Raw genomic sequence first — 24,125 nt, 5'->3', positions numbered from 1 at the left:
ATCAGAAGCGGAGACCCAAAGTAAGCTTGAAAATCTCGGCTCGAGTCAGGCTGCTCAGATCTTCACCGTTCTCGTAACTGACGCCGACGCTGAAATTGGATCGCTTGCTAGGCAGGTACTCCAGCCTTATCCGCCCCACGGCGGCATCGCCCACGTCGTCCTGCAGCGGCTCCATGACCTCATAGTCGAAACTGACGCGTCCCCAGCCGCCGCTGGATAGCTCGCGCCCGTAGACCAACCGCGTCCAGGCCCCCAAGCGCCAGAACTGGTCCACCTTGGATAGGTCGATCTTGTCTCCAGGGTCGCCCACTTCGACGTAGTCGGTCCTGAAGCCCAAACGGCAGGTCAGATACTGATCCGCCCCTTCGCCGTAGCGAACCTGATCGCGGCAGAAGCTGAAGCTGGGCAGTTCCCAATCCAACTGGACCTGATACAGACCCGACTCGAACTCGTCGTCGGTCTCGTAGGCGAACCCCAACCGCAGCTCATGACCATAGGGCCGCCAAAGACCGGTCACGCCGAAGGTCAGATCATTGATTTCCTTAGCGACTTCGGTGCGACGCTGATAGCCGACATAGGGTATCCACTGTACCTGTCCGGACTCAAAAGCCCCCACGCCAAAGACGGCATTGATGTCGATGAACTCATTGTTCGACGCATGGTCATCCACGTAGCTAAGGGTCGCGAAGCCTCGATCTGACAGAGAGCCCTGGGTTAAATCATCGACACTGGCGCCCATCATCAGTCGCCGGTCGTAGGGCGCGGGCGTCGCGTTTCCGCCGCCGGGCGAGGGACAGGTGATGGTGAGAACCTCGAAGTCCCCTGACAGATAGGCTTCGGCCAAGGCAAAGGCTTGACCCTCCCGCGCCGTGGCGGTGACGCCATTCTCTGGGGCGCCGGGCCCCTGACCAATCAGATCCGCGGTCTTGTTGAGCAGTGCACGTCGAGGCCCCGCCTCGCCGGGCAAGGTGGCGAGGGTCGCACCGGACGAATTCCCATCGATCGTATTGGTGTAGGCGGTCATCACCTCAGGAGACCAGGGCACCCCGGCCGCGGTGAGAAGGACAGTCAGAACCCGCTGGGGCGACATGGCCCCTGCGCCAGAGGCCGCGCAGGGATCCTTGAACGCCGCCAACTCTCCAGCCGAAACGGGGCCCGCCAACAGAGCAAACGCAGCCAGACTGCACGATGTCATCTTCGACATTAGGAGCCCACCTTCTTTATTCTTTCGGCAAGGTCGCCATTCAGGTCCGCAACCAGCTTAATCTTGGGCGTGGGATATGCCGCCGGCAGCGTGATCGCCTTGTGGGGGACTGAGGCTTGCGTACGTTCAAGGATGCGGCGCGCAGCTTCTCTCACGGCCGTGGGCGTCATCATGTATCCCCCCGAGTCAGACCCTAACGGACGGTCGCGATCATAGGGCACGCCTCCATAGAGGTCGGTGAGAACATGTTCGGACGCCGCGTCCACGTGCGCGTCTATGCTTGCCTTGACCATCCGGATCTCCCCCCTTTTTGCACCGGCAAACATTCCGCAGGGGAAGGCGTTTGGCAACTCAGGATTGAGAGCCCAGAAACCGCTGGGTCCAGGCCCGGGTCGCGTTCAATTCGCGGGCGCCGTTCTCGTCAGAGGGTTCGATTTCGGAGCCCTCGTGCCACTCGTTCCATGAGTTGATCAGCACCCAATCCGGCTGGGCGGCCACGGCGGCCTGCCACAGCTCGTCATAGGTCTCGCCATTGCGCCGGGGCGTGACCGGGCGATCTCCGGCGCGCAGGTGGCGGTCATCGAAGCCCGGCAACACCGTGGCCGTGGTGACGGCGGCGTCTCCCTGCGCCTCGACCCAGCGCCGCATCCAGCGCCGCGCCTGAAAGCCGAGCAGCCAGCGCCAGCCGTCGGTCTTGAAGGTCAGCGAATAGATGTGCAGGGCGTCGAACAGCGGCGCGCGGCGGCGGACCTCCTCCGGGTCATTGGCCGGGCCGACGATGAAGAAGCCGGGGTTGGCGACGCGGCGCCAGCCCTCCTCTCCCAGTGTCTGCAGGACGCGATCGAACACGAACAGCACGGGGCGTTCGCCCACCCGCAGCCAGGCCGGATGCCGGGCCTTTCCGTAGAGGGCCGCCAGCTGGCGCGAGGCGGCCGCGGCCGTATCGGCCTGCTCCAGATAGGCCGTCGCCTTCAGGCCCCGCTCGGCCGCTGCGGGCAGCAGCAGGTCGAGATTGCGGTCGGTGCGGTCGCCCGGACCCCACCAGCTGGCGATCAGGCCGGTGATCCCCGCCTCGGCCATCTGGTCCAGCTGACGCGCCACCACAGCGGGATCAAGGCTGTCGTACAGCTCGCCGCCCAGGGGCTGGTTCAGGATCGGTTCGGCCGGGGGCCAGTGCGCCTGGGGTCCGTACCAGCCGTAATAGAAGGCCAGAACCCGACGGCCGGCGCCCTGCGCCCGCGCGCACCCGGTCAGCGCCATGGCGGCCGCACCCGCCGCCAGTGCGTGACGCCGCGTCCAGCTCATGCGCCGCCCACGGGCTTCCTGCGGCCCCAGCGCGGCTTGAGCGGCTGACCCTTGGCCTTGGCGGATATCTCCTTGAGCTTCTGACCCTGCATGGCCGACAGCGGCGCGCCCATGGCGCCCTTGTCCGGATCGGCGAAGGCGCGGCCATAGGTCTCGACGCGCTCGGACACCGAACCCAGAAACTCGTCCTCCCACTCGGACAACTCGACGCCGGTCTGCGCCGCCACCTTCTTCGCCCGCTTCAGCGCCCTCAGCGCACGTCGCCGCGCCGCCTCACGCGCGGCCTCGAACGGGTTTTCGGGCGGCTTGGACTTCATCGAGGTCGAGGGAAGCGGATGGGCGGGGACGTGTCCAGCCTCACCCGGCCTGCCGCTCCGCGCCATGGCCGCGCGCGAGGGGCAGGAGGATGTCGCGGTTCAGCGCCGCCACGACGTGGGGCGAGACGCCGTCGCCCACGAGTTTCAGCGCCGCCTGCTCACTGGCGGGAAGGCGGTAGGCGTCGGGCAGCCCCATGAGCCGCGCCGCCTCGCGGGCGGTGAGGAGCCGGGCCCGCACCCCGCCCTCTTCGATGACCAGAACGAACTGGCGCGATGAGCCCCCCGCGGGCGTGCGCAGGCAGCCCGCACGACCGTCGAAGCGGGCCTCGGCGCGCTGTACGCGCCGGCCGTCCTCGTGGCGCGTGCGGCGATAGACGGCGGCGGCGGTGCGCTGTCCGGACGCCAGGGCCTGGCCTAGCCGCTCGCGATGCAGGGGCGCCATCTGAGCGATGAGGCGGTCCGTGCGCTCAGACGTGAACCAGCGGCGGCCTGCGTCCGGCTCCAGCAGATCGATGAGGCGTTGAGCCGGCGGCGTCGGCTGGTTCAGTCGCCACCAGACCCAGGCTGTTTTGGCCACGGAGCCCAGACGGGCGTGGGCCGTGCGAATCCGGTCGCTGTGAAAGGGCGGCCCCGGATCCTCGACTGTCAGCCCCTTCGGATCGCCGCGCGTGGCGATGACGAAGACGCGCGGGCGGGACTGGGCCGACCACAGGGCGGCGTCCGCCTCCAGCGCGCCGACACGATAGCCGAGATCAGCCAGGGCCTCGCACAAGGCGGCGAAATCGGCCCCGCCGTTCGAGGTGAGCAGGCCTGTGACATTCTCGATGACCACGGTCGTGGGCGCGCGGCCCTGCCGGGAGAGCGCCTTGATCAGCCGGTGGAAGCCCCAGAAGGCGCCGGAGCGCCGGGCCGACAGGCCCGCCCGCTGGCCGGCGAGGCTCAGGTCCTGGCAAGGCGGCGAGGCCCAGGCCAGATCGACCGGGCTCGGCACGCTGTCCGGCCCGAGGCTCCAGACATCGGCCTGGACCAAGTGCCCGGCGCCGAAGTTCTCGGCATAGGCCCGCGCCTTCATGGGATCGAGGTCGTTGGCGTAGAGGCAACGCCAGCCCTCCAGCCCCAAGCGGGCCATGCCGCCCCCGGCGAAGAATTCCATGAAGGTGGGGGCCGGGGCCATGACCCTTCTAAGCATGAGTCGGGCGGCTCCCTGCGCTGGGCCTGAGCCATCCGACATGTGCGACCGGACTCCGAAACACCGTCTGATCCGCCAAAGCTCCCCTGAACCCTAACCGGCCCCGCGGGCGCGTGGATAAGCGCCACTCGAGGCGAAGCCGGCGCATCCCTTGACCGTTTCGCGCTTTTCCTATGCCAATGGCTTCACATCGACCCAAAGGAGACTCCTTCATGCGTCCCTTTCTGATGGTCCCGCCGCTGGCCCTCGCCTTGAGCCTTGGCCTAGCGGCCTGTTCGCCTGAAACCCCGACCCAGGAGCCCGAAGGACCGCCGGCCATGACGCCGGGCGGGCAGCCTCCCGCCGGGGAGGAGCCGGGGCCGGTGACGCCGCCTCCCCCGTCGGTGAACGGGGTCAACCTGACCACGGACATCAATCTGTTGGGCACGGAGCCCTTCTGGGCCGTGGAAATCCGGCGTGACCAGATCAAGTTGACCGGCGTCGACCGGCCCGAGGTGACCGCGCCCAACCGCGGCGTCGATGCGGGCGGCGACCGGGCCACCTGGACGACCGAGGCGGCGGACGGGACGCCCCTGGTGATCAACGTCACCGAGGGCCCGTGTTCCGACGGCATGAGCGACCGGCAGTATCCGCTGACGGCGGAGGTGCGCTTCGGTCAGGAGACGCTGCGGGGTTGCGGCGCCACCACCGCCTTCATCCTGGGAACCGACGAGCAGGGCCGGCCGCGCCAGGGCTGAGGCCGAACCTTTCCCTGACCGCTTGCATCGGCGGGCGCTTTGCCGTTCAAGGCGCGCGTCCGTCCTCCCCTGCCTGACCTGCAAGGACCCTTGATGCCCCGCTCCTCCGACTTCAAGCCCTCGAAGGTCGTGCTGGCCTATTCCGGCGGGCTGGACACTTCCATCATCCTGAAGTGGCTGCAGACCGAGTACGGCGCGGAGGTCGTGACCTTCACCGCCGACCTGGGCCAGGGCGAGGAACTGGCGCCGGCGCGGGAGAAGGCGCTGAAGCTGGGCCTCAAGCCCGAGAACATCTTCATCGACGATCTGAGGGAAGAGTTCGTTCGCGACTACGTCTTCCCCATGTTCAGGGCCAACGCCCTGTATGAAGGGCAATATCTGCTGGGCACATCCATCGCCCGGCCGCTGATCGCCAAGCGCCAGATCGAGATCGCCCGCCAGGTGGGCGCCGACGCCGTCTGTCACGGCGCCACGGGCAAGGGCAACGATCAGGTCCGCTTCGAGCTGGGCTACTACGCGCTGGAGCCCGACATCCACGTCATCGCCCCCTGGCGCGAGTGGGACTTCCGGAGCCGCGAGGCCCTGCTGGCCTTCGCCGAGGCGCACCAGATTCCCATCAGCAAGGACAAGCGTGGCGAGGCGCCCTTCAGCGTCGACGCCAACCTTCTGCACTCGTCTTCCGAGGGCAAGGTGCTGGAGGACCCGGCCGTGGCCGCGCCCGAGTTCGTCCACCAGCGCACGCTCAGCCCGCAGGACGCGCCCGACCGGGTGACCGAAATCACCATCGAGTTCCAGCATGGCGATCCCGTCGCCATCGACGGCGAGGCCATGAGTCCGGCGACGCTGCTGACCAAACTCAACCGGTTGGGCCACGACAACGGGATCGGGCGGCTGGACCTGGTGGAGAACCGTTTCGTCGGCATGAAGTCGCGCGGGGTCTATGAGACGCCGGGCGGAACCATCCTGCTGGCGGCGCACCGGGGTATCGAGAGCATCACTCTGGACCGGGGCGCCATGCACCTGAAGGACGAGCTGATGCCGAAGTACGCCAGCCTGATCTACAACGGCTTCTGGTTCAGCCCCGAGCGCGAGATGCTGCAGGCGGCCATCGACAAGAGCCAGGAGAAGGTCGCCGGGACCGTTCGGGTCCGGCTCTACAAGGGCAACGTCACCGTGGTGGGCCGCGAGAGCCCGCACAGCCTCTACGATCAGGAGTTGGTGACCTTCGAAGAAGGCGCCGTGGCCTATGATCACCGCGACGCCGAAGGCTTCATCAAGCTGAACGCCCTGCGCCTGCGGGTCCTGGCCAAGCGCGACCGGCGCGCCTGAGGCGAATCGTCTCTTGCCGCGAATTCACGTGCGCGGGGCGCGGGCCCGGGCGATTGTTGCGGCCCTGTTTCAACGCGCGGAGCCGCAACTGATGACTTTCAAGACCCGACTGCTGGCCAAGTCCACGGTGCTGGCCTGCGCCGGCGCCCTGATGCTGGCGGCGACCGCCGCCGCCCCGGCCATGGCCCAGGAGGCTGCGGCCGCCGTCGCCGCCCCGACCACCGACGCCGAGATGCAGGCGGCCGGCGAGGCCTTCGAGGCGCGCATGAACGCCATGGGCTCGGAGATCGAAGCCGCCGTGACCGCCAACGCCACGGACGCCGCCGCCCAGGCCGCCGCCGTCGATCAGGTGCTGGTGCGCTACGAGCCGGAGATCAACGCCTTCGCCGACACGCTGGACCGCTTCCTGGCCACCCGCATCGCCGCCTCGACCAATGAGCAGGAAGTGGCGGGCCTGACCCAGGCGCGCACGGCGGCCGTTCCGGCCATCCGCGGGATTCCCGCCCGGGTGCGCGCCAGCGTCGCCGGCGCGGCGGCCGCTTCGGCCCAGGCCCCGGCCCCGGCCCCGGTCCCGGCCGCGGCCGAGGGCGGTCACGGCGACCACGCCCACTAAGGATTGAAGGGCGGCCGGACCCCGCGTCGGGCCGCCCTTTACCAACCTTCGAAAACCGGCCTAGGCTCACCTCCGTCGCATCGGCAGGGAGAGTCGCTTGGCCGTCGCTATCGCCGTCACCCGCGAACGCCGCGAGGGCGAGACCCGCGCCGCCCTGACGCCCGAAACGGCGAAGAAGCTGATCGGCCTGGGCGCCACAGTCATCGTCGAGAGCGGGACGGGCCTCGGCTCCTCAATCCCCGACGCCGACTACGCCGCCGCCGGCGCCACTGTCGCCAAGGACCTGAAGACGGCCCTGGCCGGCGCCGACGTGCTGCTGAAAGTGCGCGCGCCAACCGCGCCTGAGATTCTGGCGCTGAAGCCCGGCGCGGTCGTCATCGGCCTGCTGGATCCCCACCGTGAAAAGGATGCGCTCAAGGCCCTGACCGAGGCCGGCGCTTCCGCCTACGCCATGGAGTTCGTGCCGCGCATCACACGCGCCCAGGCCATGGACGCCCTGTCCTCCCAGGCGAACCTGGCGGGCTATCGCGCCGTGATCGAGGCCGCGGCCGCCTACGGCCGGGGCTTCCCCATGATGATGACCGCGGCGGGCACGGTCGCGGCGGCCAAGGCCTTCATCATGGGCGCGGGGGTGGCCGGGCTTCAGGCCATCGCCACGGCGCGGCGGCTGGGGGCCGTGGTCACCGCCACCGACGTTCGCCCCGCCGCCAAGGAACAGGTGGAGAGCCTGGGGGCCAAGTTCATCGCGGTGGAGGACGAGGAGTTCAAGGCCGCCGAGACGGCCGGCGGCTACGCCAAGCAGATGTCGGCGGAATACCAGGCCAAGCAGGTCGAGCTGACCGCCGCCCACATCCTCAAGCAGGATGTGGTCATCACCACCGCCCTGATCCCTGGCCGGCCGGCGCCGCGCCTGCTGACAGCCGCCCACGTGGCGTCCATGAAGCCCGGCTCGGTCATCGTCGACCTGGCTGTGGAGGCTGGCGGCAATGTGGAGGGCTCGAAGCCGGGCGAGGTCGTGACCACCCCGAACGGGGTGCAGATCGTGGGCTGGTCAAACCTGCCGGGCCGCATCGCCGCGGACGCCACGGCGCTCTACGCCCGCAACCTGCACGCCTTCCTCGGCCTCATGCTCAGGGACGGCGCACTGGCGCCCGACCCGGACGACGAAATCCTGAAATCCGCCCTGATCGCCCAGGGCGGCCAGGTGGTGAACGAGGGGCTGACGGGATGAGCCGGCTTCTGAAGACGTTCCTCGGCGGCGTGGCGCATCTCTGCCTGATCGGCGGCCCGCTTCTGGGCGTGGTCGCGATTGCGGCGGCCTTCCTGCCGACCCCGGACTCGGCCCGGGTCACGGTCGGCTTGATGACGGGCGTCTATGTCACGTTCCTCGGGCTGTTGATCGGGGGCGTCCTTCGCCTCCTGCTCAGCATTGACGACCGCCTCGAGCGGCTGGAGCAGAATCGCTGATGGAACACGTCGATCCCACCGTCTTCCGCCTGGCTATCTTCGTGCTGGCGATCTTCGTCGGCTACTACGTAGTCTGGAGCGTCACGCCGGCCCTGCACACGCCGCTCATGGCCGTGACCAACGCCATCTCATCGGTGATCATCGTCGGCGCCCTGCTGGCGGCCGCGGCCAGCGGAACCGGGACAGCCGGGTGGATCTCCAAGGGCGCAGGGGCCTTCGCGGCCCTTCTGGCCAGCGTCAACATCTTCGGCGGGTTCCTGGTCACCCAGCGCATGCTGGCCATGTACAAGAAGAAGGACCGCGCGAAGTGAACGCCTCCATCGCGGCCCTGCTCTATCTTGTCGCGGGCGTCCTCTTCATCCTGAGCCTTCGGGGTCTTTCCAGCCCCGAGACCAGCCGCAAGGGCAATTTCTACGGCATGGCCGGCATGGCTCTGGCGGTGGGCGTGACGCTGATCACGCTGGGCGCCTCGGGCGCGCTGGACTGGATCACCCTGGCCATGGTCGGCGGCGGCGTGGCCGTAGGCGGCGTCATCGGGGCGGTCATCGCCCGGCGCGTGGCCATGACCTCCATGCCCCAGCTGGTGGCGGCCTTCCATTCGCTGGTGGGCCTGGCCGCCTGTCTGGTGGCCGTGGGGGCGGTCTATTCGCCCGGCGCCTTCGGCATCGCGGATGCGGACGGCACGGGGATCAAGCTGATCTCCATCATCGAGCTCAGCCTGGGCCTGGCCATCGGCGCCGTCACCTTCACCGGCTCGGTGATCGCCTTCGCCAAGCTGAACGGCAACATGTCGGGGGCGCCGATCCTGCTGCCCGCCCGGCACCTGATCAATATCGGCCTGGCCCTGGGCGTCATGCTGCTGATCGGGGTGCTGATCGGCTCGGGCGGCGCGGCCATATGGGCTTTCTGGGGCCTGTTCCTGCTGGCCCTGATCCTGGGCGTGACCCTGATCATCCCCATCGGGGGGGCCGACATGCCGGTCGTGGTCTCCATGCTGAACAGCTATTCGGGCTGGGCGGCGGCGGCCTTGGGCTTCACGCTGGAGAACATCGCCCTGATCATCACCGGCGCCCTGGTGGGCAGCTCGGGCGCGATCCTCAGCTACATCATGTGCAAGGGCATGAACCGCAGCTTCGTCTCGGTGATCCTGGGCGGCTTCGGAGCGGCGGATGGCGCTGCTGCGGGCGGCGGCGTGGCCGAGACCCGGCCGGTGAAGCAGGGCAGCGCCGACGACGCGGCCTTCATCATGAAGAACGCCTCCAAGGTGATCATCGTGCCGGGCTACGGCATGGCGGTGGCTCAGGCCCAGCACGCCCTTCGCGAAATGGCCGACCTGCTGAAGGCCGAGGGCGTGGACGTGAAGTACGCCATCCACCCCGTGGCGGGCCGTATGCCGGGCCACATGAACGTGCTGCTGGCCGAGGCAAACGTCCCCTATGACGAGGTGTTCGAGCTCGAGGACATCAACGCCGAGTTCGCCGCCTGCGACGTGGCCTTCGTCATCGGCGCCAACGACGTGACCAACCCGGCGGCCAAGACCGACCCGCAGTCGCCCATCTACGGCATGCCCATCCTTGAGGTTGACCGCGCGGGCACGGTCCTGTTCGTCAAGCGCGGCATGGGCTCGGGCTATGCGGGCGTCGAGAACGAGCTCTTCTTCCGCGACAACACCATGATGCTGTTCGGCGACGCCAAGAAGATGGTCGAAGGGATCGTGAAGGGGATGTGAAGCGGTGCGCTTCTTTATCCCTAGGTTGGATCCGAATGAGCCACTCAAATTCCTTCCGGGATTTGCAGTCGCGGCCAGCCTGTTCCTTTTTGGGCTGGCCGACCTGGCGGGGCTAGACCGGTTCGTGGCCAGTCTACGCGGCTTCGATGGCGAACCCTTGTTCTGGTGGCCGGCCGGCCGATCCTGGCTCCTTTACGCCGCCCCCGCGCTTGTGCTCGCCTATGTCTCCATCTGGCTGGCGATCATCGCACCGAAGCCTCGACTGGTCTTTCGCCTCGGCGCCGGACTCTGCGTCGCCCTGATCGGGGGGGCGTTCATCTGGAACGCGGGCCACAGGCTGGAGGTGTATGCGGACCGCGTGGTGGTTCGCGAAAGCTGGATCGCTGAGCCGCAGACTTACGCGCTTGAGCAGATGGTCAGCCTGCACGTTCACTGCGCCTTCGCAGGCGACGGCCGCCGCGGAGGAAGCTACGGCTATCATCCGTGGCGATCGCAGGCTGACCAAGCAGGCGAGCCCTGGCAACGCCGATGGTGGCACGGCAGCATGCCGGTCCTGGCCATGACCTTCTGGGATGGACGCGTGGTGGACCTGGGTTGGGGCTTCGAGCGCTTCGGGAATCGGGAGCGCTGGCTTCGGGCCGCCGAGCGCTTCGACGCCGTCGCCGCCAGCCAGAACCGGCGCCTGGTGCTCATGGATCAATACCGTCACCCGGTGAACGATCTGCGCTGCGTCAGGCGCATCGCCGACAATGTCCCGAGGCGGCTGTGGCCGCGGTTGTTCCGCCTCTATCGTTCGGCGGGCGCAAGTGAGATGGACCGGGAAATCCCAATGTAACCTCCTAGCGCCCTGCTGTAGGCGGCGCTAAATCCGCTCGCCCCCACCTCGCGGCGAGCCTGATCCGTGACCGAGACCACCGCCGCCACCCAGCCCCGATTCCTCGCCCTCGATGCGCTCCGGGGCGTGTTGGCCCTGCTAGTGGTGCTGTTCCATCTGCCCGTGGACAGCCATCTGCGGGACCTGCCTTTGGTCATGCACGGCTATCTGGCGGTCGACTATTTCTTCGTTCTGTCGGGCTTCGTCATCGCCCACTCCTATGGTCAGCGGATCAATGGCCTGGCGCAGGGGCGCGACTTCCTCATCAAGCGCGTGGCCAGGGTCTGGCCGCTGCACGCAGTCATGCTGGGCCTCTTCGTCCTCCTGGAAGTCGTGCGCGCCCTGACGCACTTCGATCCGGTCCCGCCCTTCACCGGCGATCGGGCCCCCGGCGGCATCGTCACCAACCTCTTGATGATCCACGCCCTCGGGACCGAGGACAGCCAGACCTGGAACGGCCCTGCCTGGGCCGTATCGGCCGAGATGCTCTGCTACGTGGTCTTCGCCGGGATCATGCTGTGGGCGCGGCGCTTCGGCATCGCCCTGTCGCTGATCCTGTCGCTGATACTGGCGGTTCTGGGCGCCGTCATCGTGGTCAGCCTGGCGCCGCGCTGGATGAACACCACCTGGGAATACGGCTGGGCCCGGGCGCTCTACGGCTTCTTCCTGGGCCTGATCGTCTATCGCGTCTTCAGCTGGCGGCGCGCGCCCGGAAAGGGCTGGCTGGAGGCCCTGCTGATCCTCGCGGCGCTGGCCTTCATCTGGGTCGCCACGGGGCCGTGGACGGTTCTGGCGTCGCTGGTCTTCGCCCCGGTGATCTGGGTGCTGGCGGGCGACCGGGGTCCGGTGGCGCGCGCCCTGACCTGGAAGCCGCTGGTCAAGCTGGGCGACGTCTCCTACGGCGTCTACCTGATCCATATGCTGCTGATCGTGCTGATGCTGATCGCGGCCCGAAAGCTCGGCCTGTTCCATGAGCGCCGCGTGGACTTGGGCTCGATGTGGCTGAACGACCTTTTGACGCTCGGCTTCCTGGCCCTGGTGATCGCCCTGGCCGTAGCGTCCTACCGCTACATCGAGACCCCGGCCCGCGACGCGGTCGGGGCTTGGCTCAGGCGCCGATCCGGCGTTTCATCGGCTCATGGCTGAGCTCAAGACCCGTCCCACCGACGCCTCGGTCGAGGCCTTCATTGACGCGGTGGAGCATCCCGGCCGCCGCGAGGACGCCCGCGCGCTGGACGCCCTGCTGCGCGAGGTCACCGGCAAGGCGCCGCAGATGTGGGGCCCCTCCATCGTCGGCTACGGCCGCTATACCTATGTGAACTCCACCAAGAAGCCGGCGGACTGGCCGGTCATCGGCTTTTCGCCGCGCAAGGCGAACATGACCCTCTACATCATGCCGGGTTTCAGCGAGCGCCCCGACCTGATGGCCCGCATCGGCAAGGCCAAGACCAGCGTCTCCTGTCTCTACTTCAACCGGCTGTCGGACCTCGATCCGGCGGCGCTGCGCGAACTGTGCGCCTGGTCTGTCGCAACCATGCGCGAACGGTATTCAACGGCCTAGGCCGCACGGGCGAAGCAGCCCGGCTCGGCCCATCCATGGCGGGCCTCAATCCAGTATTCGTCCGCCTCGTCGAAGGCGCAGCGGGCGCCGGCGGCGTAGGTCTCGAGAACCTGCTCCTCGCGCGGATCCCACAGGATGGCGCCGCCGCGGTCGTCGGGCACGATCATCAGGCCGTTGTCGAGCGTGGCGCCTTCGGTGCGCAGGGCTTGGGCGGTCAGCAGCTTGCGGGCCATGTCGGAAACTCCTTGGCGATGCGATGATCGCAAGTTAGGGTGCCGTTACGACAAAATCGGTCAGGAGAACAAATGCGGCACGACAAGGCGGCGATGGTGCTGGATCTGGCGCGGCGGCTGGCCGCCAGCGCCGAGGGGCTGACCCTGGATGAGATGGCCCGCGCCATGGAGGTGGGCCGCCGCACCGCTGAGCGCATGCGCGACGCCGTCTGGGCGCTGTATCCCCAGATGGAGGAGGTGCCCGATCCGCCCACAAAGCGCTGGCGCATCCGGGGCGGACTGTCGGCCTTCGAGCAGGCGCCCGACACCACCGAGCTGCTGGAGCTGACCAAGGCGGCCGAGGCCCTGCGCCGGGCTGGCGAGCCGGGGCGCGCCGCCGCCCTGGAGGCGCTGGAGCACAAGATCAAAGCCGCCATGCGCTCCACCACGCTGAACCGTCTGGCGCCGGACTTGGAGGCCCTGGTGCGGGCCGAGACGATCGCCGTGCAGGCCGGGCCTCGCCCCTTCGAGGATGAGGCGGTGCTGTCGGTGATCCGCCGCGCCATCATGGCCGGAACAGCTGTGGGGTTCGTCTATATGGGCGGCTCGACGCCTGGGCGGAAACGGCGCATCGCGCCCTTCGGCCTGATGTTCGGGCGGGCCAACTATCTGGTGGGCGGCGACCTGGACTCGGCCCAGCCGGAGGCGCCGCGCACCTTCCGCCTGGATCACATGGAGGGCGTGACGGCCCTGCCGGACCGCGCTTCGCCGCCCGCCGACTTCGACCTTCAGGCCTTCGCCTCGCGCTCGTTCGGAGTCTACCAGGGCGAACTGGAGGAGGTGGTCCTGCATATCGCCCCCGACAAGGCGGACGAGGCGCGCGCCTGGCGCTGGCATCCGACCCAGACCCTGACCAACCTGGCGGACGGGGGCGTCGAGGTGCGCTTCAACTCCAGCGGCATGCGCGAGCTGGCCTGGCACCTGTTCACCTGGGGCGAGGCCGTTCGCATCGCGGGACCCGACAGTCTGAAGGCCGAGATGAGACAGGCGCTGGAGGCCGCGGCGCGGGCCCACGGCGGCGCCTGAGGCGAGAAGGGCCCGGCGTGTGGCCCGGCCCTTGCGCCCCTCGTCCCAGCGGCCCAGCCGCCAGTGGACGAGGTCAATGTTTTTCAAGGACTTGCAGATCGGCGTCGCCAGTCTGACCGGGCAATATCGTCCGGCGGCTCTGCAATCCTTGCCGGGCGGAGGACTCTAGATGTCGCTCAGCCTGATCCTGAACACGGCCACCTCGGGCCTGCACACGGCCCAGACCCAGCTGCGCGTGGTCTCGGACAACGTCGCCAACGTCAACACGCCCGGCTATGTGCGCAAGATCGCCGACCAGGTGGCCGTCTCGAGCCAGGGGATCGGCGCTGGCGTCGATGTGGCGCGCGTGCGCCTGGCCACCGACCGCTTCCTGCAGGCCGCCAGCCTGACGGCGGGATCTGAATCCGGGCGCCAGACGGTGCGCGCCCAGCTCTTCGACCGCATCCAGGCCATGTTCGGCGATCCGGGATCGAGCAGCGGCTTCTTCGCCCAGATCGATTCCATGTTCGCCGCCTTCTCGGCCATCGCCGAGGACCCGGTCTCGACGCCGTTGCGCCAGGACGTCCTGTTCCGCATCCAGGGGCTGTTCGACGAGTCGGCGCGCATCTCGGGCCAGATCCAGGACATCCGCCAAGACGCCGACGGCCGCATCCAGAGCGCGGTCGAGCGGGTCAACGACCTGCTGAGCCAGATCGAGGCGCTGAACACCGAGATCGCCCGCGCCAACGTCACCGGGTCGGACGCCACGGGCGCCGAAAGCACCCAGGCGGCCCTGATCGCCAGCCTGGCCGAGTTCATGGACATCCGCACCTCGGTGCGGCCGGTGGGCGGGGTGTCGATCCGCACCAACGCCGGCCTGTTGCTGGCGGGCGACGGGGCGGCCAGCCTGTCCTACCAGAGGGCCGGGGCGGTCAACGCCGAGACCCAGTTCGGCGAGCTTTGGATCACCGAGCCGCGGGGCGAGAAGCGCGCCCTGCTCGACACCCTATCCAGCGGTCAGCTGAAGGGGCTGGTCGAGCTTCGCGACGTGGAGGCTCCGGCGGCGGCGGAACGTCTGGCCGAGCTGATGACGCGCATGGCCGATGAGCTGAACCGGGGGCACAACGCCGCCACGGCCACCCCGCCGCCGTCCAGCCTGACGGGCCGCAACACCGGGATGACCCTGGAGACGGCGCTGCAGGGCTTCACCGGGTCCACTTCAATCGTGGCGACGAGCGCCTCGGGCGCCATCGTCGGCCGCGCCGACGTGGTCTTCGGCCCACCCCTGACCGTGGGCGGGACGCCGTCGTCCGCGGCCACCTTCCTGGCCGACGTCAACGCCCAGCTGGGCGGAACGGCCACCCTGGCCTTCTCGAACGGCGTGCTCAGCCTGACCGGCGCCGGGAGCAACGGCGTCGCCGTGGCCGATCCCGCGGGGGCCGCCAGCGACAAGGCCGGGCGCGGCTTCTCGCACTTCTTCGGCTTGAATGATCTGGTCAGGGCGGACCGGCTTTCGCTCTATGACACCGGCCTTTCGGCCGCGTCAGCACACGGCTTTTCGACGGGCGAGACCGTCGCCTTCCGCTTCCGCAACGCCGGCGGCGCGCGGGTGCGCGACCTGACCTTCACCATTCCAGCCGGCGTCGCCACGGTCGGTCAGCTGGTCACAGCCCTCAACGATCCAGCCTCCGGCGTGGGGCGGTTCGGAACCTTCAGCCTGGGCGCGAACGGCGCCCTCAGCTTCACCGCCAACGCCGGATCGGGCGTCAGCATGTCGGTGCTGGAGGACCGCACGACCCAGGTTCCCTCCGGCGTCTCGTTCACTGAGCTGTTCGGCGTGGGCCAGGGTGTGCGCGCCTCGCGCGCCGACGCCTTCTCGGTCAGGGCCGACATCCTCGCCTCGCCGCGCCTGCTGGCGGCGGGCCAGCTGGATCTGACGGCCGCGGCGGGCGTGCCGGCCGTAGCCTCGGGCGACGGCCGCGGGGCGCTGAAGCTGGCTGATGCGGGTCAGCGCGCCGCCGCCTTCCAGGCCGCGGGCGGCTCGGCGGCCAACCAGATTTCCGTATCGCGCTACGCCGCCGAGTTCTCAGGCCACCTGGGCGGCCAGGCCGCCGCCGCCGAGGATCGTCGCGCCGCCGCCGAGGCCCTGCACGACGAGGCCGTCAACCGCCAGCTCAGCCAGGAGGGCGTCAACCTGGATGAGGAGCTGGTCAAGCTGACCACCTATCAGCAGGCCTTCGCCGCCTCGGCCCGGCTGATCCAGACGGCGGGCGATCTCTACGACGTGCTGCTGGGGATGATGCGATGAGCGTCCGCACCGCCACCTTCGCCAACTATCAGACGGCCCTGTCCGACCTGATGCGCGCCCAGCAACGCGGCCAGGAAGCCCAGACCCGCGTCTCGACCCAGAAGGTCGCCACCGACCTGAAGGGCTTCGGACGCGCCTCCGAGACGCTTACGGCGCTCCAGTCCACCCAGGCCCGGCTGAAGGGGTTCACCGAAACCTCGGAGGCCGTGGCGGCGCGCCTGTCCACCCAGGCCGTGGCGATCGACCGGGTCAAGGACGCCGCCCAGGGCGCGCGCCAGGCCATCGCCGACGCCCTGGCCTCGGGCCGGGTCGACGGGCTGATGCTCGATCTGCAGAGCGCCTTCCTGGCCGTGCAGGACGGGCTGAACACCAAGCACCAGGGACGTTACCTGTTCTCGGGCGGCCGAACCGAGGAGCCCTCCGTCTCGGTCCACACCATGGAGGAGCTGGCCGCCGCGCCGTCGGTGGCGGGCGTCTTCCAGAACGATCAGCTGCGCGCCACGTCACGCGTGGACGAGACCTCGACCCTGCAGACGGGCTTCCTCGCCAGCGAGCTGGGCCAGGATCTGTTCGACATCTTCAAGGCGCTGCAACAGTTCAACGACGGCGCCGACGGCCCCTTCACCGGCGCCCTTACGGACGCGCAGCGCGACTTCCTGGAGGACCAGCTGCCGCTGTTCGACGCCGCCCGCGAGACCGTAATCGCCGCCGGCGCCCGCAATGGTTCACTCCAGAATCGCGTCGACGCCATTCTGGAGTCGCACAAGGCCCAGGATCAGCTCCTCACTGGACTGATCGGCGACAAGACCGACGCCGACATGGCCAAGGCCATCACCGACCTGCAACTGTCCCAGGTGGCCATCCAGGCCTCGGCCCAGGTGCTGAACCAGCTGCGCCAGGTGTCGCTGCTGAACCTGCTCGGCCAGGGCTGATCGTCCGATCCTGCGCGGATTAGATGAGCGTTTGACAGGTGCGACTACATCTGTAATCGATAGATCAACTACGGGTGTAATCAATGCGCATCAGCTCCGCCGAAAGCCTTGTCATGGACGTCCTCTGGCGGGACGGTCCCCGCACAGCCGATCAGGTCTGCGCCGCCGTGGCCGCCGAGCAGAACTGGACAGCCGCGACCGTGAAGACGCTGCTCAGCCGCCTGCTGACCAAAGGCGCGCTCACAGCCGAACGGGATGGACGCCGCTATCTTTATCGTCCCGCGCTCAGCCGCGATGACTACGTCCATGGCGAAAGCCGGGGAGTCATCGAGCGCCTGTTCGGCGGTCAGGTGGCGCCGCTGGTGGCGCACTTTTCGGCGCGCGAGCGTCTCACGCCCGAGGACATCGCCGCCCTTAAGCGCCTGATAGAGGAGATGGACGATGGCCGCTGACCTCCTGGCCCTGCTGCTGAAGGCGGCGCTGGCTTCGGGCCTGGCCACCCTCGTGATCATCGCTCTTCGTAAGGCCGCCCGTCGGCTGGCCGGGGCTGAGGTCGCCTACACTCTGTGGCTGCTTGTCCCTCTCGCGGCCCTGGCCTTGCTGGTTCCGCCGCGCACGGTCCAAGTCGAAACCGCGCCAGAGCGCGCCGCGATATCCTCATCGCAAATTCAAACCCGGGCCACCGCCACGCTTGCTGTGACCTCGTCCCCAACCTCCACGACAAGCGCCCTGCCCGGCGTGACGGTTCTGGCGCTGACCATCTGGGGCGCGGGCGCCGCCGGGCTGATCGGCGTCCAGTTCTACCGCCAGAGGCGCTTCACCCGCCGCGCCGGACCCCTGTCGCCGGTCGAAGGCGGCGTCTGGCGCGCGGCCGGTCCCCAGGTCGGGCCCCTGCTGGTCGGCGTACTTCGCCCTCGCATCCTGGTCCCTTCCGATTTCGAGCGCCGCTTTTCACCCGAGGCGCGCGACCTGATCCTGCTGCACGAACACATTCACCGGCGCCGAGGAGACGTCGCGGTCAACGCGGCCGCGCTGCTGCTCCAGGGCCTGTTCTGGTTCAACCCCCTAATTCATCTGGGCGCGCGGCTCATGCGCCTGGACCAGGAGCTTGCCTGTGATGCGCGGGTAGCGGCGGAGCGGCCGGGTTCGCGCAAGGCTTACGCCGAAGCAATGCTCAAGGCCCAGGCTGACGGGACGACGCTCGCGGCGCCTCTGGCCTGCGCCTGGCCCGCCCGGAGCGCCTTGGCTGAACGCATCGCCTGGCTGAGCCGGGGCGCGCCCTCCAACACGGCGCGCAGGGCGGGCGCCGCCGCGGCTGTCCTGCTGGCGCTGAGCGGAAGCGTCGCGGCCTGGGCGGCCCAGCCGCCGCGCGAGGTGACGGCTGACCGCGATGCTGCAAGTCCCGCCGCGCGCGCCCTGGGCGGCGAATTGATCGACGCCCTCATCGAGGGCCGTTTCGATGAGGCGTATGCCCTCATCGGCCAGGGCGCGGACGTGAACAGGGCTCGCCTCGGCGACGGCTCGCCGTTGATCCTGTCGGCCCGCACCGGCCGGCCCGATCTGGTGCGCGCCCTTTTGGCGGCGGGCGCCGATCCGAACCTGGCCGTCAGCGGAGACGGCTCGCCCCTGATTCAGGCGGCGGCGGGCGGCGACCTGGATTCGGTCAATCTGCTCTTGGCGGCTGGGGCGGGGGTCGATCAGATCGTGCCCTCGGATGAGACGGCCCTCATCAATGCGGCCCGAGAAGGCAAGATGCCGGTCGTCCAGCGTCTGATCGAGGCCGGAGCCGACCCGAACCTCGCCGTCATGGCTCCACGTTTCAACGGCGACATGGAACGGCGAAGTCCGCTCTCCATGGCCGAACGCGAGGGCCACGCCGATGTCGCCGCTTATCTGAGAGCGCAAGGCGCCCGCGCCTAGACCTCCACCTTTCACGCTTAGACCCAAACCCGGAGAAGGCCATGCCTGTCGCCGACGCCCGATCCTTGCCTGACGCCACCCGGATTGAAGGCGATATCGTCATCATCGGCGGTGGCATCGCCGGACTGTCCATCGCCCACGAACTGGCCGGAACGAACGCCAGGGTCGTCTTGCTGGAAAGCGGCGGGCCTGAGCCTGACCGCGAGATACAAAGCCTCTATGACGGCGGATGCGTGATCTCTGGCCCCGGCAACCGGGATTGGAACTTCACGGAATATCTGGGCACTTCCCGCGTGCGCGCCCTGGGCGGCTCCGGCCATGTCTGGGGCGGCAAGTGCGGGCCGCTGGACGCCATCGACTTCGCCGAACGGTCCTGGAGACCGCTCAGCGGCTGGCCTTTCGGCCGCGCCGAGCTGAAGCCCTGGTATGACCGCGCTTGCGACCGATTGCGGCTGCCCCGCTTCCCCGCCGATGACGGCCTGCCCGAAGGTCAAGCCCTCGAGCCGGTCACGGATCATCAAGGCCCCCTACGCTCTTCGCCGCGCGCCTACAGCCCCGTCTCAGGCCGCGCCGACCCCGCCGCCTTCGCCGCGTTCCGGGATGCGCCCGGCCGGGCGGAGAACATCCATATTCACACCCACGCCAACGTCACCGGCATCCGGTTGAAGCCCGATGGGGCCGTGGACCATCTGGAGGTCCGCTGTCTGACTGGAACCCGTCACGTCGCATGCGGGCGGCTCTACATACTGGCGACAGGCGGCATCGAGAATGCCCGCCTCATGCTGGCGTCCAACGCCGACCGACCCGAAGGCGTCGGCAACGCCACCGGTTGGGTCGGACGCTGCTTCCAGGGGCATTGCACGATTTCGACCGCCGACGCCGATCCGCGCGGCGACGCCGAGGTAGCCTTCACCACGGACCGCGACCTGTCACTCTATGACAACCAGCCACGCGACCGGGCGCACGCGGTCTTTGTGCTCAGTCCAGAGGCGCAGCAGGGTCTCGGCGTCGGCAACTGCACCCTGACCCTATCTTTGCGCCCCAAGGCCGCGGCGGCGGCAGGCAGCACCCGCGCGGCGGTCGAGCAGACGGCGTCGGCCATTGAGGGGCCGGTCCCCCGCCGGCTCGACTACTTCTTCATGTCCGAGGAAGCGCCGAATCCCGACAGCCGCATCACTCTGTCGGAACGCACCGACGCGCTGGGGCAACCTCAGGCGCATCTGGAGTGGCGCTACACCCAGACGGACTGGGATTCGTTGACCGGCTCCGCCGCCGGTTTCGCCCGCGCTCTGGGCGCCCAGGGGCTGGGGCGATTGTGTTGGCCTGTGGAGCCGGAAACCCTCATCGCGGCCTTTGGCCCCTCGCGCCACCATATGGGCACGACCCGCATGAGCGTGGATCCCGCCAAGGGCGTAGTCGACGCCGACTGCCGGGTCCACGACACGCCCAATCTCTACATCGCCGGCAGCTCGGTCTTCCCGACGTCCGGCCTGGTCAATCCGACCCTGACCCTGACCGCCCTGGCCATTCGCCTGGCCGACCACCTGAAAAACCAGTTGGGGATCGCCCGATGAGCACGCTTCTCAGCAAACGAACCCTGCTACAGACCCTGGCCGGACTGGCCATCGCCTCGGCGGCGGGCCTGGCCCAGGCTCGAACCCCGGCCATCGCCGCCATCGACGCCGAAGGGGCCGCTGATATTGGACGCTCCTGGCTCGCTCAGCATCCGGAGACCGCCTCCGCCTTACGGGCCGATCTGGTCCCGCCGTCGGACGATGCCCCTCTTCGATTGAGGAGCCGAGTCCGCGACGACTTTCGCGCCGGACGGATGTTCATTCATCGAGGCTGGTACCTGTCAGAGACAGAAGCGCGGCTCTGCGCGCTCATCACGATCAGCTAGGCCAGCCGGCGCAACGCGGCGTCAGGATCGTCATAGGCCTTCAGCTCCACGATCCAGCCGTCTGGATCACGCAGGTAGAGCTTGTGCTGGACGCCGCCGGCCGCCGGTTCGGACAAGGGGCCGCGCACAACGCTGTCTGAGCCGTCGAGACGTTCGGCCAGCCCCTCCCACTCCGCCTTGTCCAGCGTCGCGCCGAAGTGGGTGCGGCCCATCTCCGGGGCGCGAGCCGCTAACGTCGGATTCTCGAAGAGGGTGATCTGGCCGCCGAAAACCCACACATCCGCCCAGTCGCTCGCGCGGCGGCCCGGGCCGCCGCCCAGGCCTTCATAGAAGCCAAGCGAACGATCCAGATCCGACACCGGGATGGACAGGTGGAGGAGCGGAAATGTCAGACCAGCCATGCTCACCTATTAGGCTGGGACGACTACAGACGCCACGCCGCCTCGAAATCGCGCCGCTTTGCCCCTAAATGGGCGCGATGACGCTGGCTGAGCCTCTTTGCCCGATCCCCGAGATCGCGCCCGCCGACATGGATGCGGCCATCAACGCCGCGCGCGCGGCGGTCGGTCTGCCCGTGGGCGCGCGGGTGGTGGCGGCCATGTCGGGCGGGGTGGACTCCACCGTGGTCGCGGCCCTGCTGCACAAGGCGGGCTATGAGGTCGTGGGCGTGACGCTGCAGCTCTACGACCACGGCGCGGCCCTCAAGAAGAAGGGCGCCTGCTGCGCCGGTCAGGACATCCACGACGCCCGCCTGGCGGCCGAGACCCTGGGCATTCCGCACTACGTGCTCGACTACGAAAGCCGCTTCCGCGAGGCGGTGATCGACCAGTTCGCCGACACCTATCTGCGCGGGCACACGCCGGTGCCCTGCATCCGCTGCAATCAGACGGTGAAGTTCCGCGACCTTCTGGACGTGGCCCGCGACCTGGGCGCCGTGGCCATGGCGACGGGCCACTATGTCCGCCGCGCCATCGGGCCGGACGGCCGGACCCAGATGCGCAAGGCCGTCGATCCCTCGCGCGACCAGTCCTACTTCCTGTTCGCCACCACCGCCGAGCAGCTCGACTATCTGCGCTTTCCCCTGGCCGATCTGGAAAAGCCCCAGGTGCGCGGCGTGGCCGCCGAGCTGGGTCTGAGGATCGCCGCCAAGCCCGACAGCCAGGACATCTGCTTCGTGCCCACGGGCGACTACCGCACCCTGATCGACCGCCTCCGGCCGCAGGGGCGCGCCGCGGGCGACATCGTGCATATGGACGGCCGCGTGCTGGGCCGCCACGAGGGCGTCACCGGCTTCACCATCGGCCAGCGCCGGGGCCTGAACGTGGCCGTGGGCGAGCCCCTGTTCGTGGTCCGGCTCGACCCCGAGGCCCAGCAAGTCATCGTCGGCCCGCGCGAGGCTCTGCTCACCGCCTCACTGACGCTGGAAGAAGCCAATTGGCTAGGCGACCAGCCCAGCCTGAAGGCCGCCGCCGAAGGCGGCGTGCCGGTGCTGGCGCGCGTCCGCTCCACCCGTGATCCGTCGCCGGCGCGGCTAGCCCTGTCAGGCGGCGACGTGACCGTCATCTTCGAGGCGGGCGAGGAGGGCGTGGCCCCCGGCCAGGCCTGCGTGCTTTACGACCCGGCCGACCCTGACCGCCTGCTGGGCGGCGGCTTCATTCGCGAGACGGCCGCGCTTGGCTGATCCGCTGGCCCTGTCGGCCAGGGCCGGCCTGCCTGAGGACATGCGCGTCCTGCTCACGGACGTTCCGCGTGATCGCTGGGATCAGAGCCTGCCGGAGATGGCGCGCTTCTGGCTGCAGATGCACCAGGGCTTTCGCCAGCATCACGCCCACATGGCGGCGCTGACCACTGCCTGGCGCCAGGGACAGCTGGACGTGCGCGGCCTGCATGACCGGCTGATCCCGGCGCTGCAGCAGTTCCTCCAGCACCTGGACGGCCATCACCGCATCGAGAGCGGCCAGTACTTCCCGGCCATGGCCAGGGTGGAGCCGCGCATCGCCACGGGGATCGCGCTGCTCGACCGCGACCACGAGACCATCCACCAGGTGCTCGAGAACCTGTTCAAGGCCGGCCTCGCCCTGCATCAGGGGCTGGCGGGACCGGATGCGGGCGACCGCGCCGCCCGCCTCGGCGATGTCATCGAACGGGCCCAGATGCCGCTGGCCCGCCACCTGGACGATGAGGAGGAGATCGTCATCCCCCTCATCGCGCTGAAGGGGGATCAGCTGGCGTGACGCACCGCCCCGAGGAGACCCTGAGCGCCCTTCAGGCCCGGCGCATCGCGCTGGCGGCGCAGGGTTTCGGCGCCCGCCGCTCCGCTAGCCCCGGCAAGGCCCAGCTGATGCGCGTGTTCGACCGGGTCGGCCTGATCCAGATCGACTCGGTCAATGTGCTGGCGCGCTCGCACTATCTGCCGCCCCTGGCGCGGCTGGGCGCCTATGACCGCGCGGACCTCGAAGCCTTGGCGTGGGGCCAGCGGCGCAAGCTGTTCGAGTACTGGGGCCACGAGGCCTCGCTGATCCCGCTGGAGCACCATCCCCTGTTCCGCTGGCGCATGGATCGCGCCCGCGCCGGGCACGGCATCTATGGCGGCCTGCGCCGCTTCGCCGCCGAGCGGACGGCCTTCATCGAGGGTGTGCTCGACGACATCCGACGGCGGGGCCCGCTGGGAGCCTCTGAAATCGAACAGGCCGGCAAGGCCAAGGGCGGCTGGTGGGGTTGGAGCGACGGCAAGCGCGCGGTCGAATGGCTGTTCTGGGCGGGGCTGGTCACCACCGCCACGCGGCGGGGCTTCGAGCGCCTCTACGACGTTCCCGAGCGCGCCCTGCCTGCCGCCGTGGTGGACGCGCCGACGCCGCGCGTGGAGGACGCCCAGCGCGAGCTGATCCGCCTGGCCGCTCGGGCCATGGGCGTCGCCACGGAACGCGACCTGCGCGACTACTACCGCATGGAGCCGGCCGAGACCCGCGCCCGCATCGATGAGCTTTTCGAGGACGGCGGCCTCATTCCGGTGGCGGTGAAGGGCTGGGACCGGCCGGCCTGGCTGCATCCCCAGGCCGCGCGGCCCCGGCGCATCGACGCGCGGGCCCTGCTTTCGCCGTTCGACAGCCTTGTGTGGCGGCGCGAGCGGGCCGAGCGCCTGTTCGGCTTCCACTACCGGATTGAGATCTACGTGCCCGCCCATCTGCGCAAGCACGGCTATTACGTCCTGCCCTTCCTACAGGGCGAGCGCCTGACCGCCCGGGTCGACCTGAAGGCCGATCGCCAGGCCGGCCTCCTGCGCGTCCAGGCCGCCCATCTGGAGGATCACGCCACCCCCGAGGAGGTGGCGCCGGACCTGGCCGCGTCCCTGTCCGAGATGGCGGGCTGGCTGGGCCTCTCGGACGTGGCGACCCCAGACACTGACTTTGGCCGCCGGATCGCCCAGGCCCTCGGTCAATAGGCCTGTCAAGCCGGTGATCTT

General features: G+C 69.1%; 26 protein-coding genes. 20 read left to right on the top strand and 6 right to left on the bottom strand.

Features of this window, described 5'->3' with window-relative positions:
- Position 1 precedes the first annotated feature (1 nt).
- From Q0812_RS08090 to Q0812_RS08075, 4 genes are all read right to left on the bottom strand, one after another.
- Positions 2 to 1,024, bottom strand: a complete 1,023-nt coding sequence (locus Q0812_RS08090; RefSeq protein ID WP_302109820.1) for a hypothetical protein — start codon at positions 1,022 to 1,024, stop codon at positions 2 to 4.
- A 531-nt stretch (positions 1,025 to 1,555) separates the two neighbouring features.
- Positions 1,556 to 2,509, bottom strand: coding sequence for a glycoside hydrolase family 99-like domain-containing protein (locus Q0812_RS08085; protein ID WP_302109819.1), 954 nt, complete (start codon positions 2,507 to 2,509; stop codon positions 1,556 to 1,558).
- A complete protein-coding gene (locus Q0812_RS08080; protein ID WP_302109818.1) occupies positions 2,506 to 2,826 on the bottom strand; it encodes a hypothetical protein in 321 nt (106 codons plus the stop codon). Before Q0812_RS08080 ends, Q0812_RS08085 begins: the two co-directional genes overlap by 4 nt.
- 40 nt (positions 2,827 to 2,866) lie before the next feature.
- Positions 2,867 to 4,000 carry a DNA cytosine methyltransferase gene (locus tag Q0812_RS08075; protein WP_302109817.1) on the bottom strand — a complete coding sequence of 378 codons (1,134 nt, stop codon included), beginning with the start codon at positions 3,998 to 4,000 and terminating at the stop codon, positions 2,867 to 2,869.
- A gap of 227 nt (positions 4,001 to 4,227) precedes the next feature.
- Here Q0812_RS08075 and Q0812_RS08070 point away from each other — a divergent pair, with 227 nt between their 5' ends.
- The 10 genes from Q0812_RS08070 to Q0812_RS08025 all read left to right on the top strand — a co-directional run bounded on the left by Q0812_RS08070 (position 4,228) and on the right by Q0812_RS08025 (position 12,325).
- Entirely contained in the window at positions 4,228 to 4,752 is a 525-nt protein-coding gene (locus tag Q0812_RS08070) for a COG3650 family protein (RefSeq protein WP_302109816.1), read from the top strand.
- Between the two features lie 93 nt (positions 4,753 to 4,845).
- Positions 4,846 to 6,081: an argininosuccinate synthase gene (locus tag Q0812_RS08065; RefSeq protein WP_302109815.1), complete on the top strand. Its 1,236-nt coding sequence runs from the start codon at positions 4,846 to 4,848 to the stop codon at positions 6,079 to 6,081.
- Positions 6,082 to 6,172: 91 nt separating this feature from the next.
- Entirely contained in the window at positions 6,173 to 6,694 is a 522-nt protein-coding gene (locus Q0812_RS08060; protein ID WP_302109814.1) for a hypothetical protein, read from the top strand.
- Positions 6,695 to 6,791: 97 nt separating this feature from the next.
- On the top strand, positions 6,792 to 7,925 hold the full coding sequence (locus Q0812_RS08055) for a Re/Si-specific NAD(P)(+) transhydrogenase subunit alpha (protein WP_302109813.1): 1,134 nt from the start codon (positions 6,792 to 6,794) through the stop codon (positions 7,923 to 7,925).
- Positions 7,922 to 8,161, top strand: a complete 240-nt coding sequence (locus tag Q0812_RS08050) for a hypothetical protein (RefSeq protein ID WP_302109812.1) — start codon at positions 7,922 to 7,924, stop codon at positions 8,159 to 8,161. The genes Q0812_RS08055 and Q0812_RS08050 overlap by 4 nt, the downstream gene beginning before the upstream one ends.
- Entirely contained in the window at positions 8,161 to 8,472 is a 312-nt protein-coding gene (locus tag Q0812_RS08045; RefSeq protein WP_302109811.1) for an NAD(P) transhydrogenase subunit alpha part 2, read from the top strand. The genes Q0812_RS08050 and Q0812_RS08045 overlap by 1 nt, the downstream gene beginning before the upstream one ends.
- The gene (locus tag Q0812_RS08040; protein ID WP_302109810.1) at positions 8,469 to 9,890 is read left to right on the top strand and encodes an NAD(P)(+) transhydrogenase (Re/Si-specific) subunit beta; all 1,422 of its coding nucleotides are present in this window, start codon (positions 8,469 to 8,471) and stop codon (positions 9,888 to 9,890) included. The genes Q0812_RS08045 and Q0812_RS08040 overlap by 4 nt, the downstream gene beginning before the upstream one ends.
- Positions 9,891 to 9,915: 25 nt before the next feature.
- The gene (locus tag Q0812_RS08035; protein ID WP_302109809.1) at positions 9,916 to 10,725 is read left to right on the top strand and encodes a hypothetical protein; all 810 of its coding nucleotides are present in this window, start codon (positions 9,916 to 9,918) and stop codon (positions 10,723 to 10,725) included.
- Positions 10,726 to 10,791: 66 nt separating this feature from the next.
- Positions 10,792 to 11,910 (top strand): acyltransferase family protein, encoded by a 1,119-nt coding sequence (locus tag Q0812_RS08030; RefSeq protein ID WP_302109808.1) that lies wholly within the window; start codon positions 10,792 to 10,794, stop codon positions 11,908 to 11,910.
- Positions 11,903 to 12,325 carry a DUF1801 domain-containing protein gene (locus Q0812_RS08025; RefSeq protein WP_302109807.1) on the top strand — a complete coding sequence of 141 codons (423 nt, stop codon included), beginning with the start codon at positions 11,903 to 11,905 and terminating at the stop codon, positions 12,323 to 12,325. Before Q0812_RS08030 ends, Q0812_RS08025 begins: the two co-directional genes overlap by 8 nt.
- Here the strand turns inward: Q0812_RS08025 and Q0812_RS08020 are convergent.
- Entirely contained in the window at positions 12,322 to 12,558 is a 237-nt protein-coding gene (locus Q0812_RS08020) for a hypothetical protein (RefSeq protein ID WP_302109806.1), read from the bottom strand. The genes Q0812_RS08025 and Q0812_RS08020 overlap by 4 nt on opposite strands.
- A 72-nt stretch (positions 12,559 to 12,630) precedes the next feature.
- Between Q0812_RS08020 and Q0812_RS08015 the strand changes: the two genes are divergently transcribed.
- The 7 genes from Q0812_RS08015 to Q0812_RS07985 all read left to right on the top strand — a co-directional run bounded on the left by Q0812_RS08015 (position 12,631) and on the right by Q0812_RS07985 (position 20,662).
- Positions 12,631 to 13,623: a helix-turn-helix transcriptional regulator gene (locus Q0812_RS08015; RefSeq protein ID WP_302109805.1), complete on the top strand. Its 993-nt coding sequence runs from the start codon at positions 12,631 to 12,633 to the stop codon at positions 13,621 to 13,623.
- A gap of 169 nt (positions 13,624 to 13,792) precedes the next feature.
- Positions 13,793 to 15,910 carry a flagellar hook-associated protein FlgK gene (gene flgK / locus Q0812_RS08010; RefSeq protein ID WP_302109804.1) on the top strand — a complete coding sequence of 706 codons (2,118 nt, stop codon included), beginning with the start codon at positions 13,793 to 13,795 and terminating at the stop codon, positions 15,908 to 15,910.
- Complete coding sequence (locus Q0812_RS08005; protein ID WP_302109803.1) at positions 15,907 to 16,842, top strand: flagellin; 936 nt, start codon at positions 15,907 to 15,909, stop codon at positions 16,840 to 16,842. The genes flgK and Q0812_RS08005 overlap by 4 nt, the downstream gene beginning before the upstream one ends.
- Before the next feature lie 83 nt (positions 16,843 to 16,925).
- On the top strand, positions 16,926 to 17,294 hold the full coding sequence (locus Q0812_RS08000) for a BlaI/MecI/CopY family transcriptional regulator (RefSeq protein WP_302109802.1): 369 nt from the start codon (positions 16,926 to 16,928) through the stop codon (positions 17,292 to 17,294).
- Positions 17,284 to 18,762 (top strand): M56 family metallopeptidase, encoded by a 1,479-nt coding sequence (locus Q0812_RS07995; protein WP_302109801.1) that lies wholly within the window; start codon positions 17,284 to 17,286, stop codon positions 18,760 to 18,762. The genes Q0812_RS08000 and Q0812_RS07995 overlap by 11 nt, the downstream gene beginning before the upstream one ends.
- Positions 18,763 to 18,803: 41 nt before the next feature.
- A complete protein-coding gene (locus tag Q0812_RS07990) occupies positions 18,804 to 20,336 on the top strand; it encodes an FAD-dependent oxidoreductase (RefSeq protein WP_302109800.1) in 1,533 nt (510 codons plus the stop codon).
- Complete coding sequence (locus Q0812_RS07985) at positions 20,333 to 20,662, top strand: hypothetical protein (RefSeq protein WP_302109799.1); 330 nt, start codon at positions 20,333 to 20,335, stop codon at positions 20,660 to 20,662. Before Q0812_RS07990 ends, Q0812_RS07985 begins: the two co-directional genes overlap by 4 nt.
- Here the strand turns inward: Q0812_RS07985 and Q0812_RS07980 are convergent.
- Positions 20,659 to 21,063 carry a VOC family protein gene (locus tag Q0812_RS07980; RefSeq protein ID WP_302109798.1) on the bottom strand — a complete coding sequence of 135 codons (405 nt, stop codon included), beginning with the start codon at positions 21,061 to 21,063 and terminating at the stop codon, positions 20,659 to 20,661. The genes Q0812_RS07985 and Q0812_RS07980 overlap by 4 nt on opposite strands.
- Positions 21,064 to 21,140: 77 nt before the next feature.
- Here Q0812_RS07980 and mnmA point away from each other — a divergent pair, with 77 nt between their 5' ends.
- Genes mnmA through Q0812_RS07965 form a run of 3 tightly spaced genes read left to right on the top strand, consistent with a single transcriptional unit; the run spans position 21,141 to position 24,104 of the window.
- On the top strand, positions 21,141 to 22,343 hold the full coding sequence (gene mnmA / locus Q0812_RS07975; RefSeq protein WP_425281557.1) for a tRNA 2-thiouridine(34) synthase MnmA: 1,203 nt from the start codon (positions 21,141 to 21,143) through the stop codon (positions 22,341 to 22,343).
- Positions 22,336 to 22,896, top strand: coding sequence for a hemerythrin domain-containing protein (locus Q0812_RS07970; protein ID WP_302109797.1), 561 nt, complete (start codon positions 22,336 to 22,338; stop codon positions 22,894 to 22,896). The genes mnmA and Q0812_RS07970 overlap by 8 nt, the downstream gene beginning before the upstream one ends.
- Positions 22,893 to 24,104 (top strand): winged helix-turn-helix domain-containing protein, encoded by a 1,212-nt coding sequence (locus tag Q0812_RS07965; protein ID WP_302109796.1) that lies wholly within the window; start codon positions 22,893 to 22,895, stop codon positions 24,102 to 24,104. The genes Q0812_RS07970 and Q0812_RS07965 overlap by 4 nt, the downstream gene beginning before the upstream one ends.
- Positions 24,105 to 24,125 lie beyond the last annotated feature (21 nt).

This window comes from Peiella sedimenti (assembly GCF_030504955.1).
GTDB classification, from domain to species: Bacteria; Pseudomonadota; Alphaproteobacteria; order Caulobacterales; family Caulobacteraceae; genus Brevundimonas; species Brevundimonas sedimenti.
The sequence above is the reverse complement of the archived record's forward strand: the minus strand, read 5'-3'. Positions and strand labels throughout refer to the sequence as shown.